This is a genomic window from Caproiciproducens faecalis, from assembly GCF_019448085.1.
Classification (GTDB): domain Bacteria; phylum Bacillota; class Clostridia; order Oscillospirales; family Acutalibacteraceae; genus Caproiciproducens; species Caproiciproducens faecalis.
In genome coordinates this window covers 641,193-665,287 of sequence record NZ_JAGFNZ010000001.1, presented here as the reverse complement: position 1 = coordinate 665,287, position 24,095 = coordinate 641,193, and the positions used below count along the sequence as shown (strand labels likewise).

22 protein-coding genes and 2 tRNA genes are annotated in these 24,095 nt (G+C 49.0%); 12 read left to right on the top strand and 12 right to left on the bottom strand.

Annotated features, from left to right (window positions below):
- Positions 1–100: 100 nt before the first annotated feature.
- On the bottom strand, positions 101–2,347 hold the full coding sequence (locus J5W02_RS03140) for a bifunctional diguanylate cyclase/phosphodiesterase (protein ID WP_219964186.1): 2,247 nt from the start codon (positions 2,345–2,347) through the stop codon (positions 101–103).
- A gap of 215 nt (positions 2,348–2,562) precedes the next feature.
- On the opposite strand from J5W02_RS03140, the gene J5W02_RS03135 reads away from it, so the two are divergent.
- From J5W02_RS03135 to J5W02_RS03125, 3 genes are all read left to right on the top strand, one after another.
- Positions 2,563–2,949: a putative ABC transporter permease gene (locus J5W02_RS03135; protein WP_219964185.1), complete on the top strand. Its 387-nt coding sequence runs from the start codon at positions 2,563–2,565 to the stop codon at positions 2,947–2,949.
- Between the two features lie 113 nt (positions 2,950–3,062).
- Positions 3,063–3,151: transfer RNA gene (locus tag J5W02_RS03130), tRNA-Ser, on the top strand.
- Positions 3,152–3,192: 41 nt separating this feature from the next.
- Positions 3,193–3,282, top strand: a tRNA-Ser gene (locus J5W02_RS03125).
- Between the two features lie 164 nt (positions 3,283–3,446).
- On the opposite strand, the gene J5W02_RS03120 is transcribed toward J5W02_RS03125, so the two are convergent.
- The 5 genes from J5W02_RS03120 to J5W02_RS03100 form a co-directional block, all read right to left on the bottom strand.
- Positions 3,447–5,024: an NAD(P)/FAD-dependent oxidoreductase gene (locus tag J5W02_RS03120; RefSeq protein ID WP_219964184.1), complete on the bottom strand. Its 1,578-nt coding sequence runs from the start codon at positions 5,022–5,024 to the stop codon at positions 3,447–3,449.
- 10 nt (positions 5,025–5,034) lie between these two features.
- Entirely contained in the window at positions 5,035–6,285 is a 1,251-nt protein-coding gene (locus J5W02_RS03115; protein ID WP_219964183.1) for a BaiN/RdsA family NAD(P)/FAD-dependent oxidoreductase, read from the bottom strand.
- A gap of 14 nt (positions 6,286–6,299) precedes the next feature.
- A complete protein-coding gene (locus J5W02_RS03110; RefSeq protein WP_219964182.1) occupies positions 6,300–6,794 on the bottom strand; it encodes a COG2426 family protein in 495 nt (164 codons plus the stop codon).
- A gap of 251 nt (positions 6,795–7,045) precedes the next feature.
- Positions 7,046–7,588 carry an NADH peroxidase gene (locus J5W02_RS03105; protein ID WP_219964181.1) on the bottom strand — a complete coding sequence of 181 codons (543 nt, stop codon included), beginning with the start codon at positions 7,586–7,588 and terminating at the stop codon, positions 7,046–7,048.
- Positions 7,589–7,620: 32 nt separating this feature from the next.
- Positions 7,621–8,028, bottom strand: a complete 408-nt coding sequence (locus J5W02_RS03100; protein ID WP_219964180.1) for a Fur family transcriptional regulator — start codon at positions 8,026–8,028, stop codon at positions 7,621–7,623.
- A gap of 201 nt (positions 8,029–8,229) precedes the next feature.
- Here J5W02_RS03100 and J5W02_RS03095 point away from each other — a divergent pair, with 201 nt between their 5' ends.
- The 3 genes from J5W02_RS03095 (at position 8,230) to J5W02_RS03085 (ending at position 10,026) form a co-directional block, all read left to right on the top strand.
- Positions 8,230–9,075 carry a YitT family protein gene (locus J5W02_RS03095; RefSeq protein ID WP_219964179.1) on the top strand — a complete coding sequence of 282 codons (846 nt, stop codon included), beginning with the start codon at positions 8,230–8,232 and terminating at the stop codon, positions 9,073–9,075.
- A gap of 124 nt (positions 9,076–9,199) precedes the next feature.
- Entirely contained in the window at positions 9,200–9,679 is a 480-nt protein-coding gene (locus J5W02_RS03090; RefSeq protein WP_219964178.1) for a DUF6530 family protein, read from the top strand.
- 2 nt (positions 9,680–9,681) lie between these two features.
- Positions 9,682–10,026 (top strand): GIY-YIG nuclease family protein, encoded by a 345-nt coding sequence (locus J5W02_RS03085; protein ID WP_219964177.1) that lies wholly within the window; start codon positions 9,682–9,684, stop codon positions 10,024–10,026.
- Positions 10,027–10,056: 30 nt separating this feature from the next.
- Here J5W02_RS03085 and J5W02_RS03080 read toward each other — a convergent pair whose 3' ends face one another.
- The gene (locus tag J5W02_RS03080; RefSeq protein ID WP_219964176.1) at positions 10,057–11,619 is read right to left on the bottom strand and encodes a putative bifunctional diguanylate cyclase/phosphodiesterase; all 1,563 of its coding nucleotides are present in this window, start codon (positions 11,617–11,619) and stop codon (positions 10,057–10,059) included.
- A gap of 210 nt (positions 11,620–11,829) precedes the next feature.
- Between J5W02_RS03080 and J5W02_RS03075 the strand changes: the two genes are divergently transcribed.
- The 6 genes from J5W02_RS03075 to feoB (J5W02_RS03050) all read left to right on the top strand — a co-directional run bounded on the left by J5W02_RS03075 (position 11,830) and on the right by feoB (J5W02_RS03050) (position 18,546).
- Positions 11,830–12,495, top strand: coding sequence for a hypothetical protein (locus J5W02_RS03075; RefSeq protein WP_219964175.1), 666 nt, complete (start codon positions 11,830–11,832; stop codon positions 12,493–12,495).
- A gap of 30 nt (positions 12,496–12,525) precedes the next feature.
- Entirely contained in the window at positions 12,526–15,150 is a 2,625-nt protein-coding gene (gene clpB / locus J5W02_RS03070; RefSeq protein ID WP_219964174.1) for an ATP-dependent chaperone ClpB, read from the top strand.
- Positions 15,147–15,566, top strand: a complete 420-nt coding sequence (locus J5W02_RS03065; protein WP_219964173.1) for a PPC domain-containing DNA-binding protein — start codon at positions 15,147–15,149, stop codon at positions 15,564–15,566. The genes clpB and J5W02_RS03065 overlap by 4 nt, the downstream gene beginning before the upstream one ends.
- Positions 15,567–15,616: 50 nt before the next feature.
- Positions 15,617–15,910, top strand: a complete 294-nt coding sequence (locus tag J5W02_RS03060) for a Dabb family protein (RefSeq protein WP_219964170.1) — start codon at positions 15,617–15,619, stop codon at positions 15,908–15,910.
- 166 nt (positions 15,911–16,076) lie between these two features.
- Complete coding sequence (locus J5W02_RS03055) at positions 16,077–16,313, top strand: FeoA family protein (RefSeq protein ID WP_219964168.1); 237 nt, start codon at positions 16,077–16,079, stop codon at positions 16,311–16,313.
- An 85-nt stretch (positions 16,314–16,398) separates the two neighbouring features.
- Positions 16,399–18,546, top strand: a complete 2,148-nt coding sequence (gene feoB, locus J5W02_RS03050) for a ferrous iron transport protein B (RefSeq protein WP_219964438.1) — start codon at positions 16,399–16,401, stop codon at positions 18,544–18,546.
- Between the two features lie 150 nt (positions 18,547–18,696).
- On the opposite strand, the gene J5W02_RS03045 is transcribed toward feoB (J5W02_RS03050), so the two are convergent.
- The 5 genes from J5W02_RS03045 to J5W02_RS03030 form a co-directional block, all read right to left on the bottom strand.
- Positions 18,697–20,052, bottom strand: coding sequence for an APC family permease (locus J5W02_RS03045; protein WP_219964167.1), 1,356 nt, complete (start codon positions 20,050–20,052; stop codon positions 18,697–18,699).
- A gap of 133 nt (positions 20,053–20,185) precedes the next feature.
- Entirely contained in the window at positions 20,186–20,335 is a 150-nt protein-coding gene (locus tag J5W02_RS14855) for a FeoB-associated Cys-rich membrane protein (RefSeq protein ID WP_407928340.1), read from the bottom strand.
- Positions 20,336–20,351: 16 nt separating this feature from the next.
- Positions 20,352–22,358 carry a ferrous iron transport protein B gene (feoB, locus tag J5W02_RS03040; protein WP_219964166.1) on the bottom strand — a complete coding sequence of 669 codons (2,007 nt, stop codon included), beginning with the start codon at positions 22,356–22,358 and terminating at the stop codon, positions 20,352–20,354.
- Positions 22,355–22,588, bottom strand: coding sequence for a FeoA family protein (locus J5W02_RS03035; protein ID WP_255575519.1), 234 nt, complete (start codon positions 22,586–22,588; stop codon positions 22,355–22,357). The genes feoB (J5W02_RS03040) and J5W02_RS03035 overlap by 4 nt, the downstream gene beginning before the upstream one ends.
- Positions 22,589–22,813: 225 nt before the next feature.
- On the bottom strand, positions 22,814–24,049 hold the full coding sequence (locus J5W02_RS03030; protein ID WP_219964165.1) for an aminopeptidase: 1,236 nt from the start codon (positions 24,047–24,049) through the stop codon (positions 22,814–22,816).
- Positions 24,050–24,095: the final 46 nt, after the last annotated feature.

The window sequence follows — 24,095 nt, the reverse complement described above, 5'->3', positions numbered from 1 at the left end:
CGTAAAACTATGAAAATTTCTTTTCTAAATCAAATTATAGCACAAAAAGCAAAAAAAACTACGGGGCAAAATCAATCAATCTCACCCCGCAGTATGTCCATTATTTATGCATTACATCCAACAAAGATAACGCTCTTTCCCAAGGCACCGGCGGGCTGATGAAATAGCCCTGAATCATTCTGCATCCACAGTCGTAGATGCACTCGATCTGTGCCTGAGTTTCCACGCCCTCCGCAATGACTTCTAGATTCAGCCTTTTCGCCAGACGGACAATCATGTCCACAATATCGCGTCCCACCCGGTCGGTCACCACCTCATCGATAAAGCTTTTATCGATTTTCACGGAATGGATGGGAAGATTTTTCAGATAAGTGAGCGAAGAAAATCCCGTTCCGAAATCGTCCAGATATACATAAATCCCATAGCCGCTCAATATTTTAAATTTTTTAATGACCTCATCAAACGATTCAATCAGCGAGGATTCCGTAACCTCAATCGCAACACTGCCGGGAGTCAGCCCATAGTAGCAGAAGCGTTCTATTACATAATTAACATAGTCAGCCTGCAAAAGCTCCACCGGGGAAGCGTTAAAAGACACGCGAATCCCGCGGCCCTGAATGGTTTTTGCGAAAGCAAAGGTCTGGTCAACGACAAAGCGCCCCAGTTCCTTGATAAAGCCAGTGTTTTCCGCCATGGAGATAAACGTTACCGGCGATACCATTCCAAATTTGGCGCTGTGCCAGCGAGCCAGAGATTCGAATCCCACAATGGACTTCTTTTCATAGTCGTACTGCGGCTGAAAATAGCAGCAGAGCTCGTTATTGTGGATGGACAGCTTGAGTTCGCGTTCCATCTGATGCTGACGGTCAATCGTAATCCCGAAATCGTCGTTGAACAGAGCGTAGCTGCCCTTTGACTTACTCTTTGCCTCATGCAGAACAAATTCGCCCCGGTTGATAATTTCGTCGAATCCATTATTCTTCATATTTTCACGGTAATTAAAGAGGATGGCGCCAACGCTGCAGGACAGCTGAATGACATTGCCGTGGATCAAAAAGGGTTCCTTAAACAAATTCAAAATATCTTTTGCGTATTTTTCAAGCTCTTCCGAAGTATTTACATTGGAAATCAGCAGGACAAATTCATCTCCGCCGATTCTTCCGAGCATGATATTTTCCCCTTCTACGGAAGCCAGGCGGGCAGCCGCGGAAGCAAGAAACGAATCCCCGATTTCAATGCCGAAAGTATTGTTGACCGACTGAAAGTTGTCGATGTCCAGAAAAAATGCAGCCCCGTTTTTTCCATTCGCCCGGGAGAACTTAATCCATTCGGATATATTTTTTTCTATTCCCTTGCGGTTCGGCAGATTGGTCAGCGGATCGGTATAGGTGTAGTAGCTGATATCTTCTTTTCGCCGCACATTTGCTTCGTAGCTGCTTTTTTTGAACTTGAAAAAGCCGATGGCGGCAATAATGAATTCCAAGATCAGCAGTCCCAGCAAAACTGCGCTCATGACCATGATCTGATAGCCGGGTGCCATGATTTTACTTTCTGCCACCAGCACAGCAAACATCCAGTCGTCCGTTTGGGGGATACTACTGTACCCAACCAACTTAGCGGTTCCGTTGACAGTGCAGGCTCCTTTTCCGGAACGCATCGACAGAAAATCTCTTCTCATTGCGCTGATTTCCCGCTGGGACGACTGAGGCCCGATATACTGAAAGAAGTTTCCAAATCGCTCCTGGCCGTTCCGGTTGGAAATCATCTGTCCGGTATTGGAAATAATGTAGATCGAATAATCCGAATCAACGGCAATGTGATCCATGATATTCAGGTCTTCATCGTCCGGCGTGGTGGCAACCAGCGCGCCTACCACTTTTCGGGAACGAATAACGGGCACCGCATACGCAATGATCTTGTTATGAGGTGCAAACAGGTCGTACAGCTCACCGGAAATATTGGCGTAGCCGGCAATCGCTTTTTTAAAATAGTCCCTTTCGTTGATCCTGATTTCCTTGCCGTCACTGGTAATTGCATGGCCGGATCTGTCGACAAAAGCCACCCGCACAAAATTTTTTCTTCTGGCTTCATCAGAAAGGATCCTCATTTGTTCCTGCTTGCCCTCTGTAAGCCCGTTCTGTTCTGAAAGGGCACTGAGTACATCAAGATTTCCTTCAATTGCAACATGTACCGCGTTGGCACCCTGTTCGGAAATTTTCTGAAGAGAGGTCTGTGTACTTCTCGTCAGAATCCCGCGCACACCCATCACAAACCCAAGCCCAAGTATCATTAAAACCGCGACCACAACGGCAATAATCAGAATGATCTTATTCCTCTGGTACTTCATTTATTCACCCATTTTCGACAAATTTCGCAATATTGAATCATATTTCTGATATTACTAAAATGTGTGTCTGTCTCAGATGAAAAGTCTAGCATAAAAACATTCAGAAATTATGTGATAATAATATATCGGACATTATTTTCCAAATTTAAGCCGGTACGAATAAAATTGTTTACCCTGCAAACAATTTCAGTGGACGCAAAGTGGGGTGATAGAGGATGAAGAAAAATGCGTTTTTATTTTTAACGGGTGGAACCGTATATCCGGCTCTGGAAATTATCTGCCGCGGAAGGACCGACATTTCCATGGCCGCGGCAGGCGGACTGTGTTTATGCCTGATTGACCGCGTCTGCAACCACCGTATGAAAAGCAGCCCGATTTCCGCAAAATGTTTAATCGGTTCGGGAATCATCACTACAGTGGAATTCGCTACCGGGCTTTTGGTCAATGTTGCGCTGAAAATGAACGTGTGGGATTATTCCGCGCTGCCAATGAACATTATGGGGCAAATCTGCGTACCGTTTTCCCTGCTGTGGTTTGTGGCTACCCTTCCCGCAATGGGGCTCTGCGGACTGTGTGAAAAGGCCCCTTTTCTTGCTGAATAGCAATGCATCCGCCTCCTTACAATTAACGGAGGCGGATATTTGTTTAAGAATTTTCATGGAATGCATTGACATAATGCCCTTAAATATGATATTATTATTCTCGCACTTGTGATGGAGAGGTGTCCGAGTGGTTTAAGGAGCTAGTCTTGAAAACTAGTGATCCCGCAAGGGACCAAGAGTTCGAATCTCTTCCTCTCCGCCAATTAAAAGAAACTTCATATTTTGCTTTGTTTTCACCAATAAGGAGAAGTACCCAAGTGGTGAAGGGGCTCCCCTGCTAAGGGAGTAGGTCGGGTAACTGGCGCAAGGGTTCAAATCCCTTCTTCTCCGCCAAAGCCGCATGAACGCTACGTTCATGCGGCTTTTTTGTTTGCTTAACTTATCAAAAAATGATTCATATTGATTAGCAGATGAAGTCGATTGCTTCTTCTATTGCCACTCGAATAAAAAAAGCCCGTTGGAAATGAATCCAACGGGCACCTTGTGTTATTGGGGAGTCATCCTGTAATGATCTGCTCCGCGCATTTGATTCCATCCACCGCGGCGGAAATAATCCCCCCGGCGTACCCCGCCCCCTCACCGCACGGATAAAGGCCTTCCACACCTATGGACTGCATGGAATTTCCGCGCAATACCCGCACGGGCGACGAGCTGCGGGTTTCTACCGCTGTTAACAGTGCGTCCGGGTACGAAAACCCTTTCAGCTTTTGATCCATCATTAGAATACCCTGCCGCATGGAATCGGCGGCAAAGTCCGGCAGACAGTCGTCCAGGCTGCAGGGGGTCACCTCGGGCTGATAGGTGGGCTGAAAGCTGCCGGTCGTTTTAGACGGCACGCGTCTCAGAAAATCCCCGACCCGCTGAACCGGAGCGCGGTAGCCTCCGCCCCCAAGCTGAAACGCTTTTTCTTCGAGCCTGCGCTGAAACTCCACGCCGGCCAGCGGATGTTCGCTGCCGAAATCCTCAGGCCCTACGCTGACGAGCAGAGCAGAGTTTGCATTTTTTCCGTCACGGGCAAAATTGCTCATTCCGTTCGTTACTAGGCGATTTTCTTCGCTTGCGGCGGCGACCACCTGACCGCCCGGGCACATGCAGAACGTATAAACGCCACGGCCGTTTTTCAGGTGTACTGCCAGCTTATAATCCGCCGCGCCAAGACCGGGATGACCCGCAAATCCGCCATACTGGGAGCGGTTAACCAGTTCCTGTGGATGCTCAATTCTGGCGCCCACGGAAAAGGGCTTCTGTTCCATCGGTATTTTTAAAGAATACAGCATTTCAAAGGTATCCCGGGCACTGTGGCCGACGGCCAGAATCACACAGTCTGTATCCACGGTATAAGCAGAGGCGCCGTGCGGCTTTACCGCCACACCGGCCACTCTGCCGTCTTTTATGATGATATTTTGCAGGCAGGTATCAAAGTGCACCTCCCCACCGAGCGCAAGAATCTGCTCACGGATATTTTTGACCGCGCCGGGAAGCCTGTCCGTACCGATATGCGGCTTTGCGAGGTACAGAATTTCCTGCGGAGCACCCGCAGCGACAAATTCCTCCAGCACCTTGCGGGCACGGGAATCCTTGGTTCCGGTGTTGAGCTTTCCGTCTGAAAAAGTCCCGGCTCCGCCTTCTCCAAACTGGACGTTGCTTTCTGAGTCCAGTCGTCCTGTTTGCCAGAAGGACTCGACCTGCTCTTTTCTGCGGTCCACGTCGCTTCCGCGTTCAAATACCATCGGCCGCAGTCCCGCCTGCGCCAGAATCAGCGCGGCAAAAAGCCCCGCCGGGCCAAAGCCCACGACAACGGGGCGGGTTTCACGCGGTTTTCCGACGGGAAGTCGATATTGATACGGCTCAGTCTCCGTTATTTTCCGGTCTTTCGGATTGCCGTTTTGAGCGCATTCCACGTCCACCGTACAGATGAAATGCACATCGTTCTTTTTACGGGCATCTACGGATTTTTTATACAGCTTCAAAGATTTTATCTGACTGGGGGAAACCTTCAGACGAGCCGCGGCTTCCCGCTTCAGATCTTCTTCGGTTCCGTCCAGCTTTATACTGATTTCAGAGATTCGGTACATGGTATCCCCTTTATTTCTTTCGTAATGAGAGAGCGGCGGCACTTCCCGCGGTAATCCCTGAGCTCCACGCCCAGTGAAGGTTGAAACCGCCGCAGTCCCCGTCTATGTTTAACAATTCCCCTGCAAAATACAGTCCTGAGCACAGTATAGACTGCAGATTTTCGTCCGTTTCCCGCAGCGGAATTCCGCCCGCCGTAATCTGGGCATCTTTCCAGGACAGCGTCCCCAGCACATCGAAACGGAAATCCTTTACCCTTTCGGCAACGGCGGAAAGCTCCTCCCTCTTCAAATACGCGGCATGCTCCGGCACCCGGAAGAGCGCGGCGCGAACCACCTCGCGTCCCACCAATTTGTTGACACAGCCGTTCAGCAGATCAGCCGCCGGCAGGTCGCCCAGCGCTTCTTTTCTGGTTGTGAGCATGGGAACAATCTGCTCAACGGAATACTCCGCCAGCAGGTCAAGGGATATTTCCGGTCTTCCGGCGGCACCGGCCTGTCCAATTTGGCGGGAAAGCTCAAAAATACAAATTCCGGACAGCCCGTTTTCCGTAAACTGAACCTCCCCGCTGACTGTCTTAACCGGTTTCCCTTTTAAGAACAACGTTGCACTGGCGGCGCTTCGCGCCCCCTTCAGCGGTTTGGCGCGGCGGGGGTCGGTTTTCACCTGAACAAGAGCCGGAAAAAGCTCCGTGACGCTGTGACCCAGAGACGACGCCAACTGATATCCGCTTCCGTCGGAGCCCAGCTGCGGATAGGCTTTTCCCCCACATGCAAGAATGACCCGCTTTGCGCGGATCTGCCCGGAAGAGGAAGAAATATCAAACCCGGAACCGGACTTTTTAACCGCGGTCACGGGAAAATCGCAGATGGTTTCCACTTTCAGCCGTTCCATCTGGAGGCGCAGAGCATCGAGCACGGCGGAAGCCTGCAGACTGTTTGGGTATACCCGACCCTCGTCCAACTCTTTGCAAAGCAGTCCAAATGACAGAAAGCGCTCGATCAGCTTCTGCGGCGTATGGTTTTCGATCATGGGTGCCGCAAGACCGGCATCGCCGTGAAACCGGGTGACATCGGCATATCTGTTTGTTAAATTACAGCGTCCGTTTCCGGTAGCCAGCAGTTTTTTCCCAACGCGCGGATTGGCTTCCAGCACTGCTATTTTCGCGGAAATCCGGTTTTTGGCGCATTCTTCCGCCGCAGTCACGGCCGCCATCAGCCCGGATGCTCCCCCGCCGATGACCGCAAGATCATAAGAATTCATGTTACCCTCCCGAGTTACCAAATCCGTCCCAGCATCCCATATGAGATGAAACACATGATAATTCCCGCCGTCAATGTCCCCGCAATAATCGAGAACATGGCATGGCGAAAACGCATTCCCATCAGCGCGGCTATCAGCGCGCCGGTCCACGCGCCGGTGCCCGGGAGCGGAATTGCCACAAAAACGAACAGGCCGAAGGTCTTGTATTTTTCTATGGATTGGCTTTTTTGTTCCGCTTTTTCTTCCAGACGATGCACCAGTTTTACGAACCGGGTGTTGCGCATCCAGTCCAGAATCTGGCGTATAAAAAGAAGAATAAACGGGATTGGCAGCAGCGTTCCTGCCATGCAGATAATAAGCGCCCGAACCATATCGACGTTCAGCATTCCGGCAGCCAGAATTCCGCCCCTTAACTCTAAAACGGGCAGCATAGACACGACAAAAATAATCAGTTCGCTGGAAGACGACGTGCCTAATCCTTCTACAACATTTTTTACAATTTGATCCATCTGATTCTCCTTCGGCTTATTATTTACAGTATAAGGCATTTCACAAGCAAATGGCAAGCGGTTTTCAAAATCACTTGTCTCAGGAACCTTTAATCATCCTGCCAATTTCTACTGACGTTATGAATGGTAACATTTCATTCTGAAAAGTCCTCAAGAATCCGGTGAATTTTTCATGAACAAAACACAGAAAACCGGCACAGCTCAAATGAGCTGTGCCGGCCGAGAGAAAAAGGAAAGGAGATAACGATGGCTTATGCGAAATATCTTGCGAGCAAACCTTTGAAACCGGCGCCGTGGCGGGCTTCATCCTTTGCCATCTCATGTACAGTATCGTGGATTGCGTCGTAATTCAGTTCTTTGGCCCTCTTTGCGAGGTCAAGCTTTCCGGAGCATGCGCCGGCCTCTGCGTCCGCACGCATCTGAAGATTTTTCTTGGTGCTGTTGGTTACGACTTCACCGAGCAGCTCCGCAAACCGGGAAGCATGATTGGCCTCTTCCAGAGCATATCTCTTAAACGCTTCGGCAACCTCGGGATAACCTTCGCGGTCAGCCTGACGGGACATGGCAAGGTACATACCGACTTCGCAGCATTCGCCGTTGAAGTTTGCAACCAGACCATCATACACTTCTTTGTCGATCCCCTTTGCAATACCGACTTCATGCTCACAGGCAAAAGGAGCGTCGGCGGTCTGCTCTACAAACTTCTCTTTGGGAGCTTTGCACTGAGGGCAAAAATCAGGGGCTTCTTCGCCCTCGTAAACATAACCACATACTGAACATACAAATTTTTTCATTTTCATTTCCTCCATATCATTGAATTTATAAATTATTTTAAAGGCGTCTGCCTTTGTAAGCACTCTTCACACAATCCGTGCAGCTGAACGTCTATGGAATCGACCACGATATGATATTTTCGAACAATTTCATCTGTGGATTTGAGAGATACCGGTTCGCCGGGAATATCGATCACAGCCCCGCAGGACGAACAGATAAAATGCGTATGCGGCTGCGTGTTGCCGTCAAATCTTTCCTGCCCGTTCACCGTTCCCACGCTTACGATTACGCCGTCATTTTTAAACTGAGCCAGATTCCGGTAAACAGTGCCAAGGCTTAAATCAGGATAAACAGGCTTCAATGTCTGGTAAACCCACTCCGCAGTGGGATGAATGGACGTATTTTTGACTGCGTTTAAAATCGCTTCGCGCTTTCGGCTGAAATTTTGTTTCTTTTCCATATCGCTCTCCATAATTAATAATGATTACTGTTCTTGTTTTATATATTAGCACACCCTTTTGGGGTTGTAAAGGGGTTTCTGAAAAAAATTCTGAATTATTGAAAAACTTTATTCCCAAACTTAGATTATCGGTTGATTTATCATTGTTTTTTGATACAATAAGCATGGACTGAAAAAAGTGGGACAGATAAAGAGGATATTATGAAATACGCAACAACGATAAAGGAATATTTTGCAATCACGATCAGCACACTTTTGATTGTAGTGGGAGTCTATTTTTTTAAATTCCCAAACAATTTTACTTTTGGCGGCGTTACCGGCCTTTCGGTCGTTCTTGGCAGGGTCACGCCCATATCCCCCAGTAACGTCAACCTGATTATGAACGTGGTGCTCCTGATTCTGGGTTTTCTCTTCTTAGGAAAAAAATTCGCAATCAAGACGGTCTATTCCAGCCTTTTACTTTCGCTGTGCCTGTCAGGGCTGGAGCATTATTACCCGATGAGCAAACCGCTGACCGACCAGCCGATGCTGGAACTGGTGTTTGCGGTCGCGCTGCCGGCTTTTGGCTCCGCGCTGCTGTTCAACATGGATGCTTCCAGTGGCGGAACGGATATTGCCGCACTGATTATGCAGAAATACACGACCTTTGACATTGGCCACGCTTTGTTTTACAGCGACGTGCTGATAACGTTGTCCGCCTTTTTGGTTTTTGACATCAAGACTGCGCTGTTCTCCGCTTTTGGCCTGCTGGCAAAATCGCTTGCCATTGACAACGTAATTGAAAGCATTAACCTTGCGAAGTATTTCAATGTGGTCTGTTCCAACCCGGAAATCATCTGCCACTATATTGTAAACGAACTGAAACGGAGCGCCACCGTCTGCGACGCGGAGGGAGCCTTTTCCCATAAACACAAATATATTATTTTTACCGCCATGCGCCGTCCGCAGGCGGTACAGCTGAGAAGATATATCAAAACCGTGGAACCGGACGCCTTTATCCTGATTTCCAACACCAGCGAAATTATCGGCAAAGGCTTTCACGGTTGACGCAAAAGGCTATCTAAGCGAAACGGGGCACCCCGTTTCGCTTTTTTATTTGACATTTTTATTGGTTTGATCTATTATGAATTAGTAATTTACTAATTTACTAAATAATATTTGGGGTGAGGTTATGAAAATTCCCGCAACATTAAAGCACAAACCCGTCATCGTCTCTGAAAACTACGAAAACATTGACGGGCACAACGCGTACCATTCCGACACCAAGGGGCTTTCTTTGGGTCTTGCACAGTGGAACGACCGGGGCAAGGTGGATATTTCTGCTAAGGTGTGGCGGTACACAGGCGAGAAATGGTCGCGTCAGTCGGAAGAGCTGCCGCTTCACCGCGTAATTGACCTCGCCATTCTTGTCTGCCGGGCAAAGCAGTATTTTTCCGAAGCGTACCGCTTTGAAAAGCTGTACGACCCGGAACACACCACGATCGACCGCATTGGCCTGCAGGGTGACGCCATGACCGTTTCCGTCTGTACGGACAACCCGATGATAGACGAAGACATCCGGCTTTTCTCACAGGCTCTCAGCAATAACGATGAATTTTTAAGTGAGCGGCTGAAAACACTGGCCCGCATTTTGAAGGATATGGGGTATTGACAATGGATAAGCAAAACAAAAAAGAACTGGCGGCAGCGTACAAGGAGCGAAAAATAACCGGCGGCGTGTATGCGATTGTAAACGAAGAAACGGGTAAAATGCTGCTTCAGTCCTCTTATGATTTACAGGGCAGTAAAAACCGTTTTTCCTTTTCCCGGCAAACGGGCAGCTGCGTGAATTTGAAGCTGCGGGACGATTGGAAAAAATACGGAATCAACGCTTTTCATTTTGAGATTCTGGAAGAACTCACAAAAAAGGAAACCCAGACGCAGGCGGAGTTTGAAATGGATCTCGACACTCTGTACGAGTTGTGGACGGAAAAACTCGCCGAAAAAGAGCTATACTAAAACGGAAGAGAAAATTGGAAGGGTCGGTGCTTAAGCACCGACCCTTCCGTTGTGATATTCCTGCTGCCAAACCAATTTCTCATAATTTTCAACCGGCATCGGCTTTGCGAAGTAGAAGCCCTGAATCTGGTCGCATCCCGCTTTTTTCAGGAATTCGACCTGCTGCTCCGTTTCAATCCCCTCAGACACAGTGGTAATGTTCAGCTGTTTTGCCATTCCAATCATCTGATTGACGATAATTTCAGACCGCCGCTGTTCCTCTTCGTCACAGACAACGAAAAATCCGCGGTCCAGTTTGAGTGTGTCCAGCCTCAGACACTTCAGGGTATTCAGCGAGGAGTACCCCGTCCCGAAATCGTCCATGGAAAGGCGGAAGCCAATCCGGTGCAGTTCCTCCGTCAGGGTGACAAAAAGCCGGATATTGCTGAAAACGGCGCTTTCTGTCAATTCAAGTTCTATCATGTTCGGCGGAATTTCATACTGATTCAGCGGACGACAGATGCTGTCCACGAAATTCGATCGGTATAAATCCATTCTTGAAATATTGATGGAAATCGGCGGAGGGGTCAGTCCCTTATCCAGCCATTCCCGCAGCTGACGGCAAACCTGGCTGAGAACATTCAGATCCAGATCAATAATCGACCCGTTTTTTTCAAAAATCGGAATAAATTCGCTCGGCTGCAGCATGCCGTATTTCGGGCTGTTCCAGCGCACCAGCGCTTCTGCCGCGCAGACGGTGCTTTCCGGCAGCCTGTATTTCGGCTGATAATACACCGTAAACTGGTTTTCTTTGAGCGCTTCCTCCATCTGATCTTCCATTTCCCGATTCCGCTTCATTTCCATGCGCATCGCTTCATCGAAAAAGGCGTAGTTGCTGTTTAGGCTGGTGGTTTCGCGCGCAAGGCTGGCCCTGTCGATCATTTTCCGAACCGGTATGCTTTTGTCGCGAATACGGTAAATTCCAAATGAAAACGCCTGTTTTTCAAAAAAGTTAACGTTGCTGATCTGGTGTGCCCTTGCGGAAAAGCAGTGAAGGAATTCAATGGCTTCCTGATCGTTTTTACACTGTAGAAACACCAGAAACGAGCCGTCCTTATTTCTTGCGCACAGTCCGCCTTCCTTGAGAACATCCGTCATTGCCCGTGCAAGTCGGCAGAGAAGCTGATCCACGGCCTGGTGGCCGTAAAGATCGTTCATTACCGCCATATTATTGAGATCGCAGACGAAGATGCAATACATGCCCGCGGGATTCTTAGCGAGCTTCTCCCCCACGTCCATCTCGAATTTATAAATATTGGAAAGGCCGGTAAGACTATCGTAATAGGCCATCTTTTCCAGATTGCTCTCATTTTGCCTGCGGCTGTGGCAGATATAGAAAAGGAGCCCGCAGTAAACCAGCACCGCCGCGGCAGAGATCACCGCGTCGCGGGCAATAATCTGATGAGTTATTTCTTGAAGATACGGCTGATTGGAAACATTGAGTATATGATAAAGGTTCATTTCATTGGCGGCCGCAGTGAGACAGACAAAAATAATGGAAACAGCGGCCACAAACAGCGATTTTGAATAATACTTTCTGAATTGTTTTTTCAATCGTGCACCGCCTATCAACAGTAGGATGGAAAATTAATGAGTTTCTTTTAGAATACTACAAAATACGTCAAATTACAATGCAAATTCCGAAATCGAAAATTTTTCGCTTTTAATATTTGCAATTAATATTATATAATTGTATTGACAAATTATATAATCTGTATATAATTTTAATTAAAGTATCGACAATGTTAGATTGGAATGAATTTCATGGAACGAAGTGTATACAGTCTGGTACTGATTGATGAAGTTGTAGACGCGATCGATAAAATTGCATATGAAAAGAAAACAAGCCGCAGCAACCTGATTAACCAGATTCTGGCAGAATATTGCTCGTACTCCACCCCGGAAATGCGCATGCGGGATATTTTTGAAAGTGTGGAGCAAACAATGTCCGACTGGGAAAGCTTTCAGGTACAGCTCCAGCCCAGCGACGCAATGATTTCTATCCGCAGCGCACTGAGATACCGATACAAGCCCACTATCCGTTATATGTTGGAGCTGTACCGAACGTGCGAACCAACTGTCGGAGAGCTGCGCGTTTCCATGAGGACACAGAGCAGCCAACTGATCGCGATTTTAAACGATTTCTTTGATTTCTGGTTTACGCTGGAAAATAAGTACATTGGTTCCCTGTTCCCCCACGGAAAGGTTTTCTGTGAAATTACACCCGGACGGTGCGCCCGGCAGTTCCTTCTGCCGCAGGACAGCGCCCGGCACACGAACGAGGCCATCGCGGCCGCGATTTCGGATTACATTCATGTTTTCGACACCTGTATGAAGCTGTATTTCTCCCATCTGGACGAACCGGGGAACGCGCTGGCGGCACTTGAAAAGAAATACATCCAATATATCAAAAGCAGTGTTATCATCTGACACAAAAGATGAGCAAGGAGGTATCCTTTTATGAACGCTCAAAAATTTACCCAAAAATCACTGGAAGCAATCCAGGAAGCGCAAAACATCGCAATAGAACACAACAATATGCAGATTGAAGAAGAGCATCTGCTGCAGGCGCTTTTAACGCAGGAAAACGGCCTGATCCCCCAGCTTTTCAAAAAGATGGATATTCAGCCGGAAGCGGTTCTGCGCAATGTAGAGCAGCAGGTTGCGAAGCTGCCCGGGGTGACCGGGCCGGGACGCGAACCGGGAAAGGTCTACGTTTCGGCGGATGTTGACGCGGCGCTGGTCGGCGCGGAAAAGGAAGCCGAACGCATGAAGGACGAATATGTCTCGGTAGAACATATTCTGCTGGAAATCCTGAACCATCCAAACTCCGGGGTGCAGTCTGTCTTTAACACCTTCGGCATCAATAAGAACAATTTCCTCACCGCACTGTCCACCGTGCGCGGCAATACTCGTGTGACAAGCGACAGCCCGGAAGAAACCTATGATTCTCTGTCAAAATACGGTCAGGACCTGGTGGAGCTCGCGAAAAACCACAAGCTGGACCCGGTCATCGGAAGGGATTCCGAAATCCGGAATGTCATCCGCATTCTATCCCGCAAGACTAAAAACAACCCTGTACTGATCGGCGAACCCGGCGTGGGCAAAACCGCCATAGCGGAAGGCCTTGCCATCCGGATTGTGCGCGGCGATGTACCGAACAACCTGAAGGAGCGCAAGCTGTTTTCTCTGGACATGGGCGCGCTGATTGCCGGGGCAAAGTTCCGCGGCGAGTTTGAGGAACGGCTCAAAGCCGTCCTGAATGAAGTTAAAAAGAGCGAGGGTAAAATCATCCTCTTTATTGACGAGCTGCATACCATTGTGGGTGCGGGAAAAACCGAAGGCTCCATGGACGCGGGCAATCTTTTGAAACCGATGCTTGCACGCGGCGAGCTGCACTGTATCGGCGCGACTACGCTGAACGAATACCATCAATATATTGAAAAAGACGCCGCTCTGGAACGCCGCTTTCAGCCGGTCATGGTGGAAGAACCCAGCGTTGCGGACACCATCTCCATCCTGCGCGGATTGAAGGAAAGATACGAGGTTTTCCACGGCGTTAAAATTCAGGATCAGGCGCTGATTGCAGCCGCAGTCCTGTCTAACCGCTACATCTCCGACCGGTTCCTGCCGGACAAGGCAATTGATCTGGTAGATGAGGCCTGCGCAATGGTGCGCACGGAAATCGACTCCATGCCGACGGAACTCGATGAAATTTCCCGGAAAATCATGCAGCAGGAAATTGAAGAAGCGGCGCTGAAAAAAGAAACGGACTCTCTTTCTCAGGAACATCTGAAAGAAATTCAGAAGGAACTGGCCGACCTGCGCGCACAATTCAAGGAAATGAAAGCAAAGTGGGAAAACGAAAAACAGGCCATTTCCAAGGTGCAGAGGCTGCGTGAGGAAATCGAAAAAGTCAACGCGGAAATCGAAAAGGCGGAGCGCAGCTATGACCTGAACAAAGCCGCTGAATATAAATACGGCAAGCTTCCCGAGCTGACCAAGCAGCTGGAAGCGGAGGAGCAAATTGCGGAAAAGGCGCAGGCTTCCGATTCTCTGCTGCGCGACAGAGTCACCGACGAAGAAATTGCGAAAATCATCGGCCGCTGGACCGGCATTCCGGTTTCCAAGCTGATGGAAGGCGAACGCGAAAAACTCCTCAGGCTGGATGACATTCTGCACGAAAGAGTGATTGGGCAGGACGAAGCCGTGGAAAAAGTGACGGAAGCCATTCTCCGTTCGCGTGCCGGTATTCAGGACCCAAACCGGCCGATCGGTTCGTTCCTGTTCCTCGGCCCCACCGGCGTAGGCAAGACAGAGCTGGCCAAAGCACTGGCACAGGCACTGTTCGACGACGAGCATAACATGGTGCGCATTGATATGACCGAATACATGGAAAAATACTCCGTGTCCCGCCTGATCGGAGCACCTCCCGGCTACGTCGGCTACGAGGAAGGCGGCCAGCTGACCGAATCGGTTCGGCGTCACCCCTACTCCGTCGTGCTGTTCGATGAAGTGGAAAAGGCACACCCCGACGTATTCAACATTCTGCTGCAGGTTCTGGACGACGGCAGAATCACGGATTCTCAGGGCAGAACGGTGGACTTCAAAAATACCATCATCATTCTTACCTCTAATCTGGGTTCCAGCAGTATTCTGGAAGGAATTCAGCCGGACGGCCAGATCAGTGAAGAAGCAAAGGCACAGGTTGAAGCCATGCTCCGGCAGCAGTTCCGGCCGGAATTCTTAAACCGTCTGGACGAAATCGTGTTTTACAAACCGCTGACAAGACCGGAAATCGACCGAATTGTGGATCTGTTAATCGCCGATCTGCAAAAACGCCTGGAAGAAAAACAGCTGAACGTTATCCTGACCCCGGCGGCCAAAGAATATGTTGCCGATCAGGGCTACGACCCGGTCTACGGCGCAAGGCCCCTCAAGAGACTGATTCAGAGCAAGGTGGAAACTTTGATTGCAAAGTCCATCCTCTCTCATGACTTAAAGCCCAAAACAACGTTGACAATTGACTATGATGGCGGTAAGCTTATGGTAAAAGAAAATGAAACGGGGAATTTGCCATCATGATGTACAGGACTTTTGGGGACACAATCGTTGCCCGGATCGACCGCGGTGAGGAAATTGTTCAAAGTATCAAAACTATCTGTGAAAAGGAAAACGTAAAACTCGCCAGTATCTCCGCTCTGGGCGCGGTGGATCATGTGGTCGTGGGCCTTTACCGTGTGGAGGAAAAAAAATATTGCAGCAACACCTTTGACGGGGAAATGGAAATGACCGCATTGGTCGGCAACGTAACCGAAAAAGACGGAGAGAGTTATCTGCACCTGCACGCCAGCTTTGCCGACGAAAAAGGGCGTGCGTTTGGCGGCCATCTGAGTGAGGCCGTAATCAGCGGTACCTGCGAAATGTTTATCCACACTTTAAAGGGTTCCGTGGGACGGAAACCGGATGAGGTTACCGGACTAAACTTATTTGATCTGTAAATCACAGCAACTAATTTTATATTATCTAATAACAAATAAGGAGAATTACGATGGTAAAACACATTGTTCTATGGACACTGACAGAAGAAGCCAAGAAAAACATTGACGCGGTTGCAGATGATCTTCAGAAAAGATTCAAAGCACTGCTGGGCGTGGTGGACGGACTGACCGGGATTGAAGTCGGCCGCAATTACAACGGCGGTACTTTTGACTTGATTTTATACTGTGAATTCACAACAAAGGAAGCACAGGATAAGTACCAGAACCACCCCGCGCATGTTGCCATCAAACAAATTGTCCACTCACACGTTTGCGGCAGAGACTGCGTCGACTACGAAATTTAACAGATTCATTCTTAATAAGAAGCAGGGCAGGCAGCCGGTCGGCTGCCTGCCCTGCTTCTTTCGTTTCATGACGAATATTCGGCTTTTGAATGGTACAAAAATCATTTTCACCAATATTATAGTGTAAGAGGAAAGAAAACATTCAAAATGCAAGGAGGCTTCTGAATTGAATGAAATCAGTACGTTAAACAGCCTAAGCGTCGGTCAAACCGCCACTGTGAAAAAGCTGAGCTCAACCGGAAGCATGAGACGCCGGCTTCAAGATATTGGATTAATTGAAGGGACACAGGTCGAATGCCTTCAAAAAAGTCCTTCGGGCGACCCCATTGCCTATTTAATCCGCGGCGCGGTAATTGCGCTCAGACAGGAAGACAGCAGAAACGTGATGATTAGTGCCAATTAATCCGGACTAAATGCAATTCTGTGAATACAATTGAAAATTTGCATTTGCAGAATTGCTTTTCCATAAACAATATCATGAAGGAGTGATTGGATTGGCTGCAAAACCGACCGGAATCAAGTGGATTGACTCCGGCCTTACCATAAACAAAAATAATCCCGATGACAGAGTCATCGCGCTGGCCGGAAATCCCAACGTAGGTAAAAGCACCGTTTTCAACGCACTGACCGGCATGAACCAGCACACAGGCAACTGGCCTGGAAAAACCGTAACGAACGCGCAGGGAAAATGCTCCTTTGACGGTACCAATTATATCATGGTCGACATTCCCGGTACATACTCTCTGATGGCGCATTCCGCCGAAGAAGAGGTAGCGCGGGACTTCATCTGCTTTGGAAATCCGGACGCGGTCATTGTCGTCTGTGACGCAACCTGTTTGGAAAGGAACATGAATCTGGTACTGCAGACCATTGAAATCACCGATCATGTAGTGGTCTGTATCAATTTGATGGATGAAGCCAAAAAGAAGCATATTCATATTGATTTTGGCAGCCTGCAAAAGGATTTGGGCGTTCCGGTAGTCGGTGTTACGGCCAGGAGCGGAAAAAAACTGGGAAAGCTGATGGAAACAGTCGGCAGCCTGAAAACGGAAAATTTCATCAATCCAATCCGGCTGAAATACACCGCGCCGATTGAAGAAGCCATCTCCATTGTGGAGCCTGCGGTAAAAGCGTGTCTGGGAGACAAACTGAATGCCCGCTGGGCAGCCTTAAAGCTGATCGACTGTGACGAAAGCCTTTTAAAAAGCATGAGTGACTATCTGGGCTTTAACTTAGCGGAGGAAGAGAGCATCGCGCTGAAAATCCGGAAGGCCAGACAATTCCTTAAAGAAAATGGGCTGAGCGGCGAGGTGCTGCGCGACCAGATCGTGTCCTGCCTGATTATTACCGCGGAAGGAATCTGCGCTGACGCGGTATCGTTTGAATCCAGTACCTACAACGAAAGGGACAGAAAAATCGACCGGATTCTAACCAGCAAATGGAGCGGATATCCGCTCATGATTCTCCTCTTGATGCTGATTTTTTACATTACCATTACCGGCGCAAACTACCCATCCTCATTGCTTTCGGATATTCTGTTCCGCTTTCAGGATATTCTGCTCGTATTTTTCAAGCAAATCGGGGCGCCGGAGTGGGTTACCGGCATGCTGGTCATGGGTATTTACCGCGTACTTGCCTGGGTCGTGTCGGTAATGCTGCCCCCTATGGCAATCTTCTTCCCGCTGTTTACCCTGCTGGAGGATTTAGGCTACCTGCCCCGGATTGCTTTCAATCTGGATAAATATTTCAAAAAGGCCCATACCTGCGGCAAACAGGCCTTAACAATGTGTATGGGATTCGGGTGCAACGCCTGCGGAGTGGCCGGGTGCCGGATTATCGACTCCCCGCGCGAACGGCTGATTGCCATTATTACCAACAGCTTCGTTCCCTGCAACGGGCGTTTCCCCACCCTGATTGCGATTATTACCATGTTCTTTGTCGGGACCGTATCCGCTCCGTTTCAGTCCTTTTTTTCCACCTGTCTGCTGACCGGAACGATCATTCTGGGCATATTCATGACATTTGCCATCTCAAAGTTTCTGTCCGTCACGATTCTGAAAGGAATTCCCTCCTCCTTTACGCTGGAACTCCCCCCCTACCGCAGGCCGCAGATTGGAAAGGTCATCGTCCGTTCCATCTGCGACCGTACCCTGTTTGTTCTGGGCAGGGCGGTCGCTGTGGCCGCACCTGCCGGACTGATAATCTGGCTGATGGCAAATATCCATGTGGGAGGAATCAGCCTGCTGCTCCGCTGCTCCACATTTCTTGACCCGTTCGCACATCTTCTGGGGTTGGACGGAGTGATCCTGCTCGCATTTATCCTGGGATTCCCCGCCAATGAAATTGTGGTACCCATTATCATTATGGCGTATATGTCCACGGGCAGTATTATGGAGTTCAGCAGTCTGGAAGAACTCAAAACCCTTCTTCTCAATAACGGGTGGACCTGGATGACCGCCGTATGCACGATGCTGTTCTCCTTAATGCACTGGCCGTGCTCTACAACCTGCCTGACAATCCGAAAGGAAACGCAAAGCTGGAAATGGACGGCTGTTTCATTTGCGGTTCCCACCGTTACCGGCATGGTGATCTGTTTCCTCTTTGCAAGCTTCGTCAGGCTTTTGGGGCTGATTTAGCAAAAATCTGTTGATATGAGTTTAAGAAACAATTTGCATATAATCTCCTACAATAAAAACATGCGCATTGACATGGGCTAAAGCCCAATCAACGCGCATGTTTTATGTTTTAACAATGAATAACCCGCTGTACTCACCGGACATACTCAATTATTTCGTACCAACTGACATATCGGCGTGGTGCTTCCTGTAGTAGAACAGAGCCAACAGCACCACCAGAATGCAGAACGCGGCGTACAGGAAAAACAGCTTGCTCTGCAGTCCTCCCGAAAGAATAAAGAGGGATCCGAGTGTCGCCAAAACAGGAACCGCGACTCCTCTATAAGCACTTTTGATCTCCCCCGCGCGATAGAGTGTAAAAACCTTGTAGTAAAGGATGATATAGAAAATATAGCTCATGACGATGGAAATTTCAGAAACATCAGAATTGGGGAGCAGTCCGAATTTGACGGTAATAAAATGAATCGCCGCCCAGAAAGTGGTAATGGCATAACAGAAAATTGCGGAGTTTACCGGCATCCCGTTTTTATCATCCTGTTTGGACAGCTTTTCGGCAAACGGGAACATTCCCTGTCCGCGAATGGCCATGGAATAAGGAAGACGGATATATCCCAGAACAATGCCGTTTGCAGTACCCATTACCGCAAGAATGACGAAGATTAAAATGATCTGCGCGCCAAAACCGCCGAACAGGTTTTGGGCAACGATATAAACATGAGCATCCTGCAGTTCTATGATTTTCTGAGGGTCAAGCAGGCTGGAAACACCGATAAAATACGCGACATAAGTAATCAATATAATGATCGGCGCAATAATCAGCGCACGCGGTAGATTCTTTTTGGAATCGCGGATTTCCGGCGCAATGGAAGTGGAAATGGACCAGCCGTCAAAGGAATAGGCAATCGGCCCAATAGCGGACAGCCACGCCGCACCTCCCAGCGTACTGGGAGAAATGCTTTGGAAGCCTTTCGCGGGATTCCCGAAAAACAGGCCGCAAACCGCGATAATCGCCAGAGGAATCATTTTGCTGATGGTGGAAAAATTCTGGAACCCGCCGCCCAGTCTGGCGGACAGGGAGTTCATTACAAAGGTGAGGGTGTAAAAAAGAAACCCGATCAGCATTTGATTTTCCAGACTTCCTTCCCATCCGAACAGCAGACAGATATAAATGCCTACCACCCAGGAAACAACCGCGGCAATGGTGGGGAAATACACAAAGATCTGGAACCATCCCATTCCGCAGGCAAGCTTTTCGCTCGCGAACTCTTCCACATAGGTGATAATTCCGCCTGGGCGGTCTGTTCGGGAGGCCAGCTCGCTGATACAGAGTCCGCCGAAAATGATGCTGGTTGCACCCAGCACGAAGACAAGCACACCAAGCGGAACGCTTCCCCCGGTAGCTTTCAGAATATTGTCGCTCTTAAAGAAAATTCCGGAGCCGATACAAATACCGATAATCATGGTAACCGTAGTGAATAGCCCGTAATGGTGCCTTGTCTGTTCCATATATTATTATCTCCCCATACATTTTTGCCTGCCATTTTGCAGCGTTTCTATTCTATCACAGCGCGCCGCATTTGAATAGTATCTTAGAAAGAAAAATCTCTCTTCTGCCGTAAGACACAAGAGAGATGAATCCCTATTTCTTATTCTTTTTGCTGCATGCGTGACAGGAAGAACAGCCGCTGCAATTTCCGCAACATTCGTTTCTGTGCCGGTAAGCATACCGGACAGCAAGCACCAGCAGGATTACAACCACCACAAGGATCCCATAATCAATCGGCTGCATAAAGCTCCTTTCCCCGTTAATGGAAAATCAAAAGGCCAATATGATAAACCAAAAATGCTACGATCCAGGCAACGCCTGTCTGATAAAACACCATGGCCACCGCATTTTTGGTACTGTTCATTTCACGCCGGACGGCGCTGATTGCCGCCACACAGGGCGTATAAAGCAGAGTAAACGTCAGATATGACCACGCGGTCAGCGGAGTAAAAAGCTGAGCCAGCGCGGCCGGCAGATTGGAAACGCTGGTTCCGGTCAGAACCGCCAGTGTGCTGACGACCGCTTCCTTTGCGGTAAATCCGGTGATAAGAGCGGTGGAAACACGCCAGTCGGTAAAACCCAGCGGAGCAAACAGCGGCGCAATCAACTTACCGATTCCGGCGAGCATACTGTCGGCACTCGTGGCCACCACGTTGAAGCGCGTGTCAAAAGTCTGAAGAAACCAGATGATAATGGTTGCCACAAAAATCACGGTAAATGCGCGCATCAGAAAATCTTTGGCTTTATCCCACATCAAAAGCGCTACGCTTTTCGCACTGGGGAAGCGATAATTGGGCAGTTCCATAACGAAGGGCACCGGTTTTCCGTGGAAAATCGTGCTTTTCAGAATCAGTCCGCTGATAATTCCAATTACAATTCCGGTTACATAAAGCGCGATCATCACCAGCGCGCGATGCTTGGGGAAAAAGGCAACGGTAAACATTGCGTAAATCGGGAGCTTGGCGCTGCAGCTCATGAACGGCGTTAACAGGATGGTCATCTTGCGGTCACGCTCACTGGAAAGAGTACGGGTCGCCATGATGGCCGGGACGGAACAGCCGAAGCCGATCAGCATCGGCACAAAGCTGCGGCCGGAAAGTCCGATTTTACGCAGGAGCTTATCCATGACAAAGGCCACCCTGGCCATGTAACCGCTGTCCTCCAGAATAGAGAGGAAAAAGAACAGCACCACAATGATGGGTAAAAACGAAAGTACGCTTCCCACACCGGCAAACACCCCGTCGATCAGCAGGGAATGTACGACCGGGTTAATACCGTACGCGGTCAGACCTGCACTGGCCGCTCCGGTGACAAAGTCAATTACGAAAGAAAGAAGATCGCTCAACGCACTGCCGATCACCCCGAAGGTCAGATAAAAAACCAGCATCATAATGGCAAGAAAAATCGGTATTGCTAAATACTTATGAGTGAGAATGTTGTCAATGGCAACACTTCGCCGGTGTTCTTTGGATTCCCCCATTTTCACAACGGTATCCTTACACAGCCCCTCGATAAATGTGTAGCGCATATCCGCAAGGGCTGCTTCCCGGTCGGTACCAAGCTCGCTCTCCATTTCCGTCACGCTGTGACCCACCATGTCTTTTTCGTTTTCCGATAGGCTAAGCGCATTCATCATGGGGGCGTCGCCCTCGACCAGCTTTGTTGCCGCGAATCGCGGCGGCACACCAATCCGCTCCGCGTGATCCTCCACCAGATGGGCAACGGAATGAATGGCCCTATGTACTGCGCCGGTGCAAAAGTCCTGGCGTTTGGGTTTTTGTTTTGCTCCGGCAGTGCTGATTGCCGTTTCGATCAATTCGTCAATCCCCTCATTTTTGCTTGCGGAAATGGGAACGACCGGCACGCCCAGTTCTTTTTGGAATTTCTCTATAATAATGGTCCCGTCATTGGCGCGGACCTCATCCATCATGTTCAAAGCAATAACCATCGGAAGGTTCAGCTCAATCAGCTGCATACTAAGATAAAGATTTCGTTCTATGTTTGTAGCGTCCACAATATTGATAATCCCGTCGGGATGATTGTTCAGTAAAAAATCACGGGTGACAATCTCTTCACTGGTATAGGGGGAAAGGGAATAGATACCCGGAAGATCCACCACCGTTACGTCGTGGTGGCCGCGGATCACCCCGTCCTTTCGCTCAACCGTTACCCCCGGAAAATTGCCCACATGCTGGTTGGAACCGGTGAGCTGGTTGAACAGCGTTGTTTTTCCGCAGTTCTGATTGCCGGCAAGCGCAAAAATCATCGGTCTAACGTCCCTTCCACTTCAATCTTTTTTGCATCGTCAATTCGAATGGTCAGTTCGTAGCCCCGAAGATGGATTTCAATCGGATCCCCCATCGGTGCAACCTTTCGTACCATAACTTCTGTGTGGGGAGTTAATCCCATATCCAGCAGTCTGCGCCGCAGTGCGCCCTCGCCTCCCACTTCAATAATCTTTGATTTATGGCCGATTTTCAGTTCATCTAAGGTCATAAGAGCCTCCATCATCTGATTTTTATTTCGTTATCATACACCTCAAGCATAATGTGTTAGCCTCTGCTAACACATTATATTTTAGTCTACCCGGCAGGCTTTGTCAAGTAAGCCGTGACTAATTGTCAAATATTTTTTGAACGCCGCTTTTAAAATTCTTTTTCTGATTTTTTCTCTCAACCGTAAAAAAAGCGGCCGCAAAAGCGAGCCGCCTTTTCTCATCTGTTATAGAACAAAATTTCCGCTGTGAAATACGCCGACCTGTTTGCCGTCCCATGTGGTGCCGGTAATCTCCATGTCCGCGCTGCCAAACATAAAATCGCAGTGGATTTTGGAATAATTGGAACCAAGCCTGTCCAGTTCCTCCCGCTTCAGCTCCGTACCGTTTTTCAAGTTGTCCGGGTAAGACGCCCCCAATGCCAGATGGCAGGAAGCGTTTTCGTCAAAGAGTGTGTTCAAAAAAAGAATCCCCAGACGTGAAATCGGCGAATCATGCGGAATCAGCGCCACCTCTCCAAGGTAGCTGCTGCCCTCGTCAAACCCAACAAGGTTTTTCAAGGTATCTTCCTCTTTTTCCGCGTGAAAACTCACAACCTTTCCATCCTGAAAATCAAGATAGAAATTTTCTATCAGTTTCCCTTGATAGCTGAGCGGCTTTGTGGCGTATACGCGGCCGTCCACCCGATATTTATCCGGCATGGTAAAGACTTCCTCGGTCGGCATATTCGGATTGAAAACCGCGCCGTTTTTCGCCTTGTCGCAGCCGCCGGCCCAGATATGGTCTTTGATTAACCCGACCGTCAGATCCGTTCCCAGTCCGTTTTTAAAATGAAGGGATTGAAAGCGGAATCCGTTCATTAAGTCGCAGTGATGCTGCAGCTCTTCATTGTGCCGCTGCCACTCGGTGACCGGGTCGTTGTCCTGCGAAACCCGGACACTGGTAAGAACCGCGTTCCACAAAGCTTCCAGAGCCTTTTCATCGCTGAGCTCCGGAAAGACCTTTTTCGCCCACGGAACGGTGGGGATTGCAACAATGGACCATTGACCATAGTTCGCCACCGTATAATACTCAAACGGTTCAAACGCGGTTTCTTTCGCCATGCGGACTGTTTGAAGCTTCTTTCCGTCGATTTCTGCCAGAAGACCGGGAGTCGCCGACTCGACGTACAGGAAACAGCATTTTTGGTCGATGCAGTTCTTCTTCTGTTCAATTTTCCACGGGGCAATGCGGGACAGTGTTTCGGTGCTTTCATTCTGGAACGCAAGTTTCGTGACAGCCTCATCGTTCCAAAGGACGAGCACTTCCCCGGCGCCTGCTTTGTACGCTTCCTCTACGCACAGCCTGGTAAAATACGCGCACTCGACAGATGACGTAAGAACCAGCAGCTGCCCCGGCTGCACAGCAACCCCCATGCAGACCGCCAGACGCGCATATTTACGCAAGATTTCCTCTTTAATCATAAAATACCCTCTATTCTTTTTAATGTTCAATGTTCCCCTTACAAAG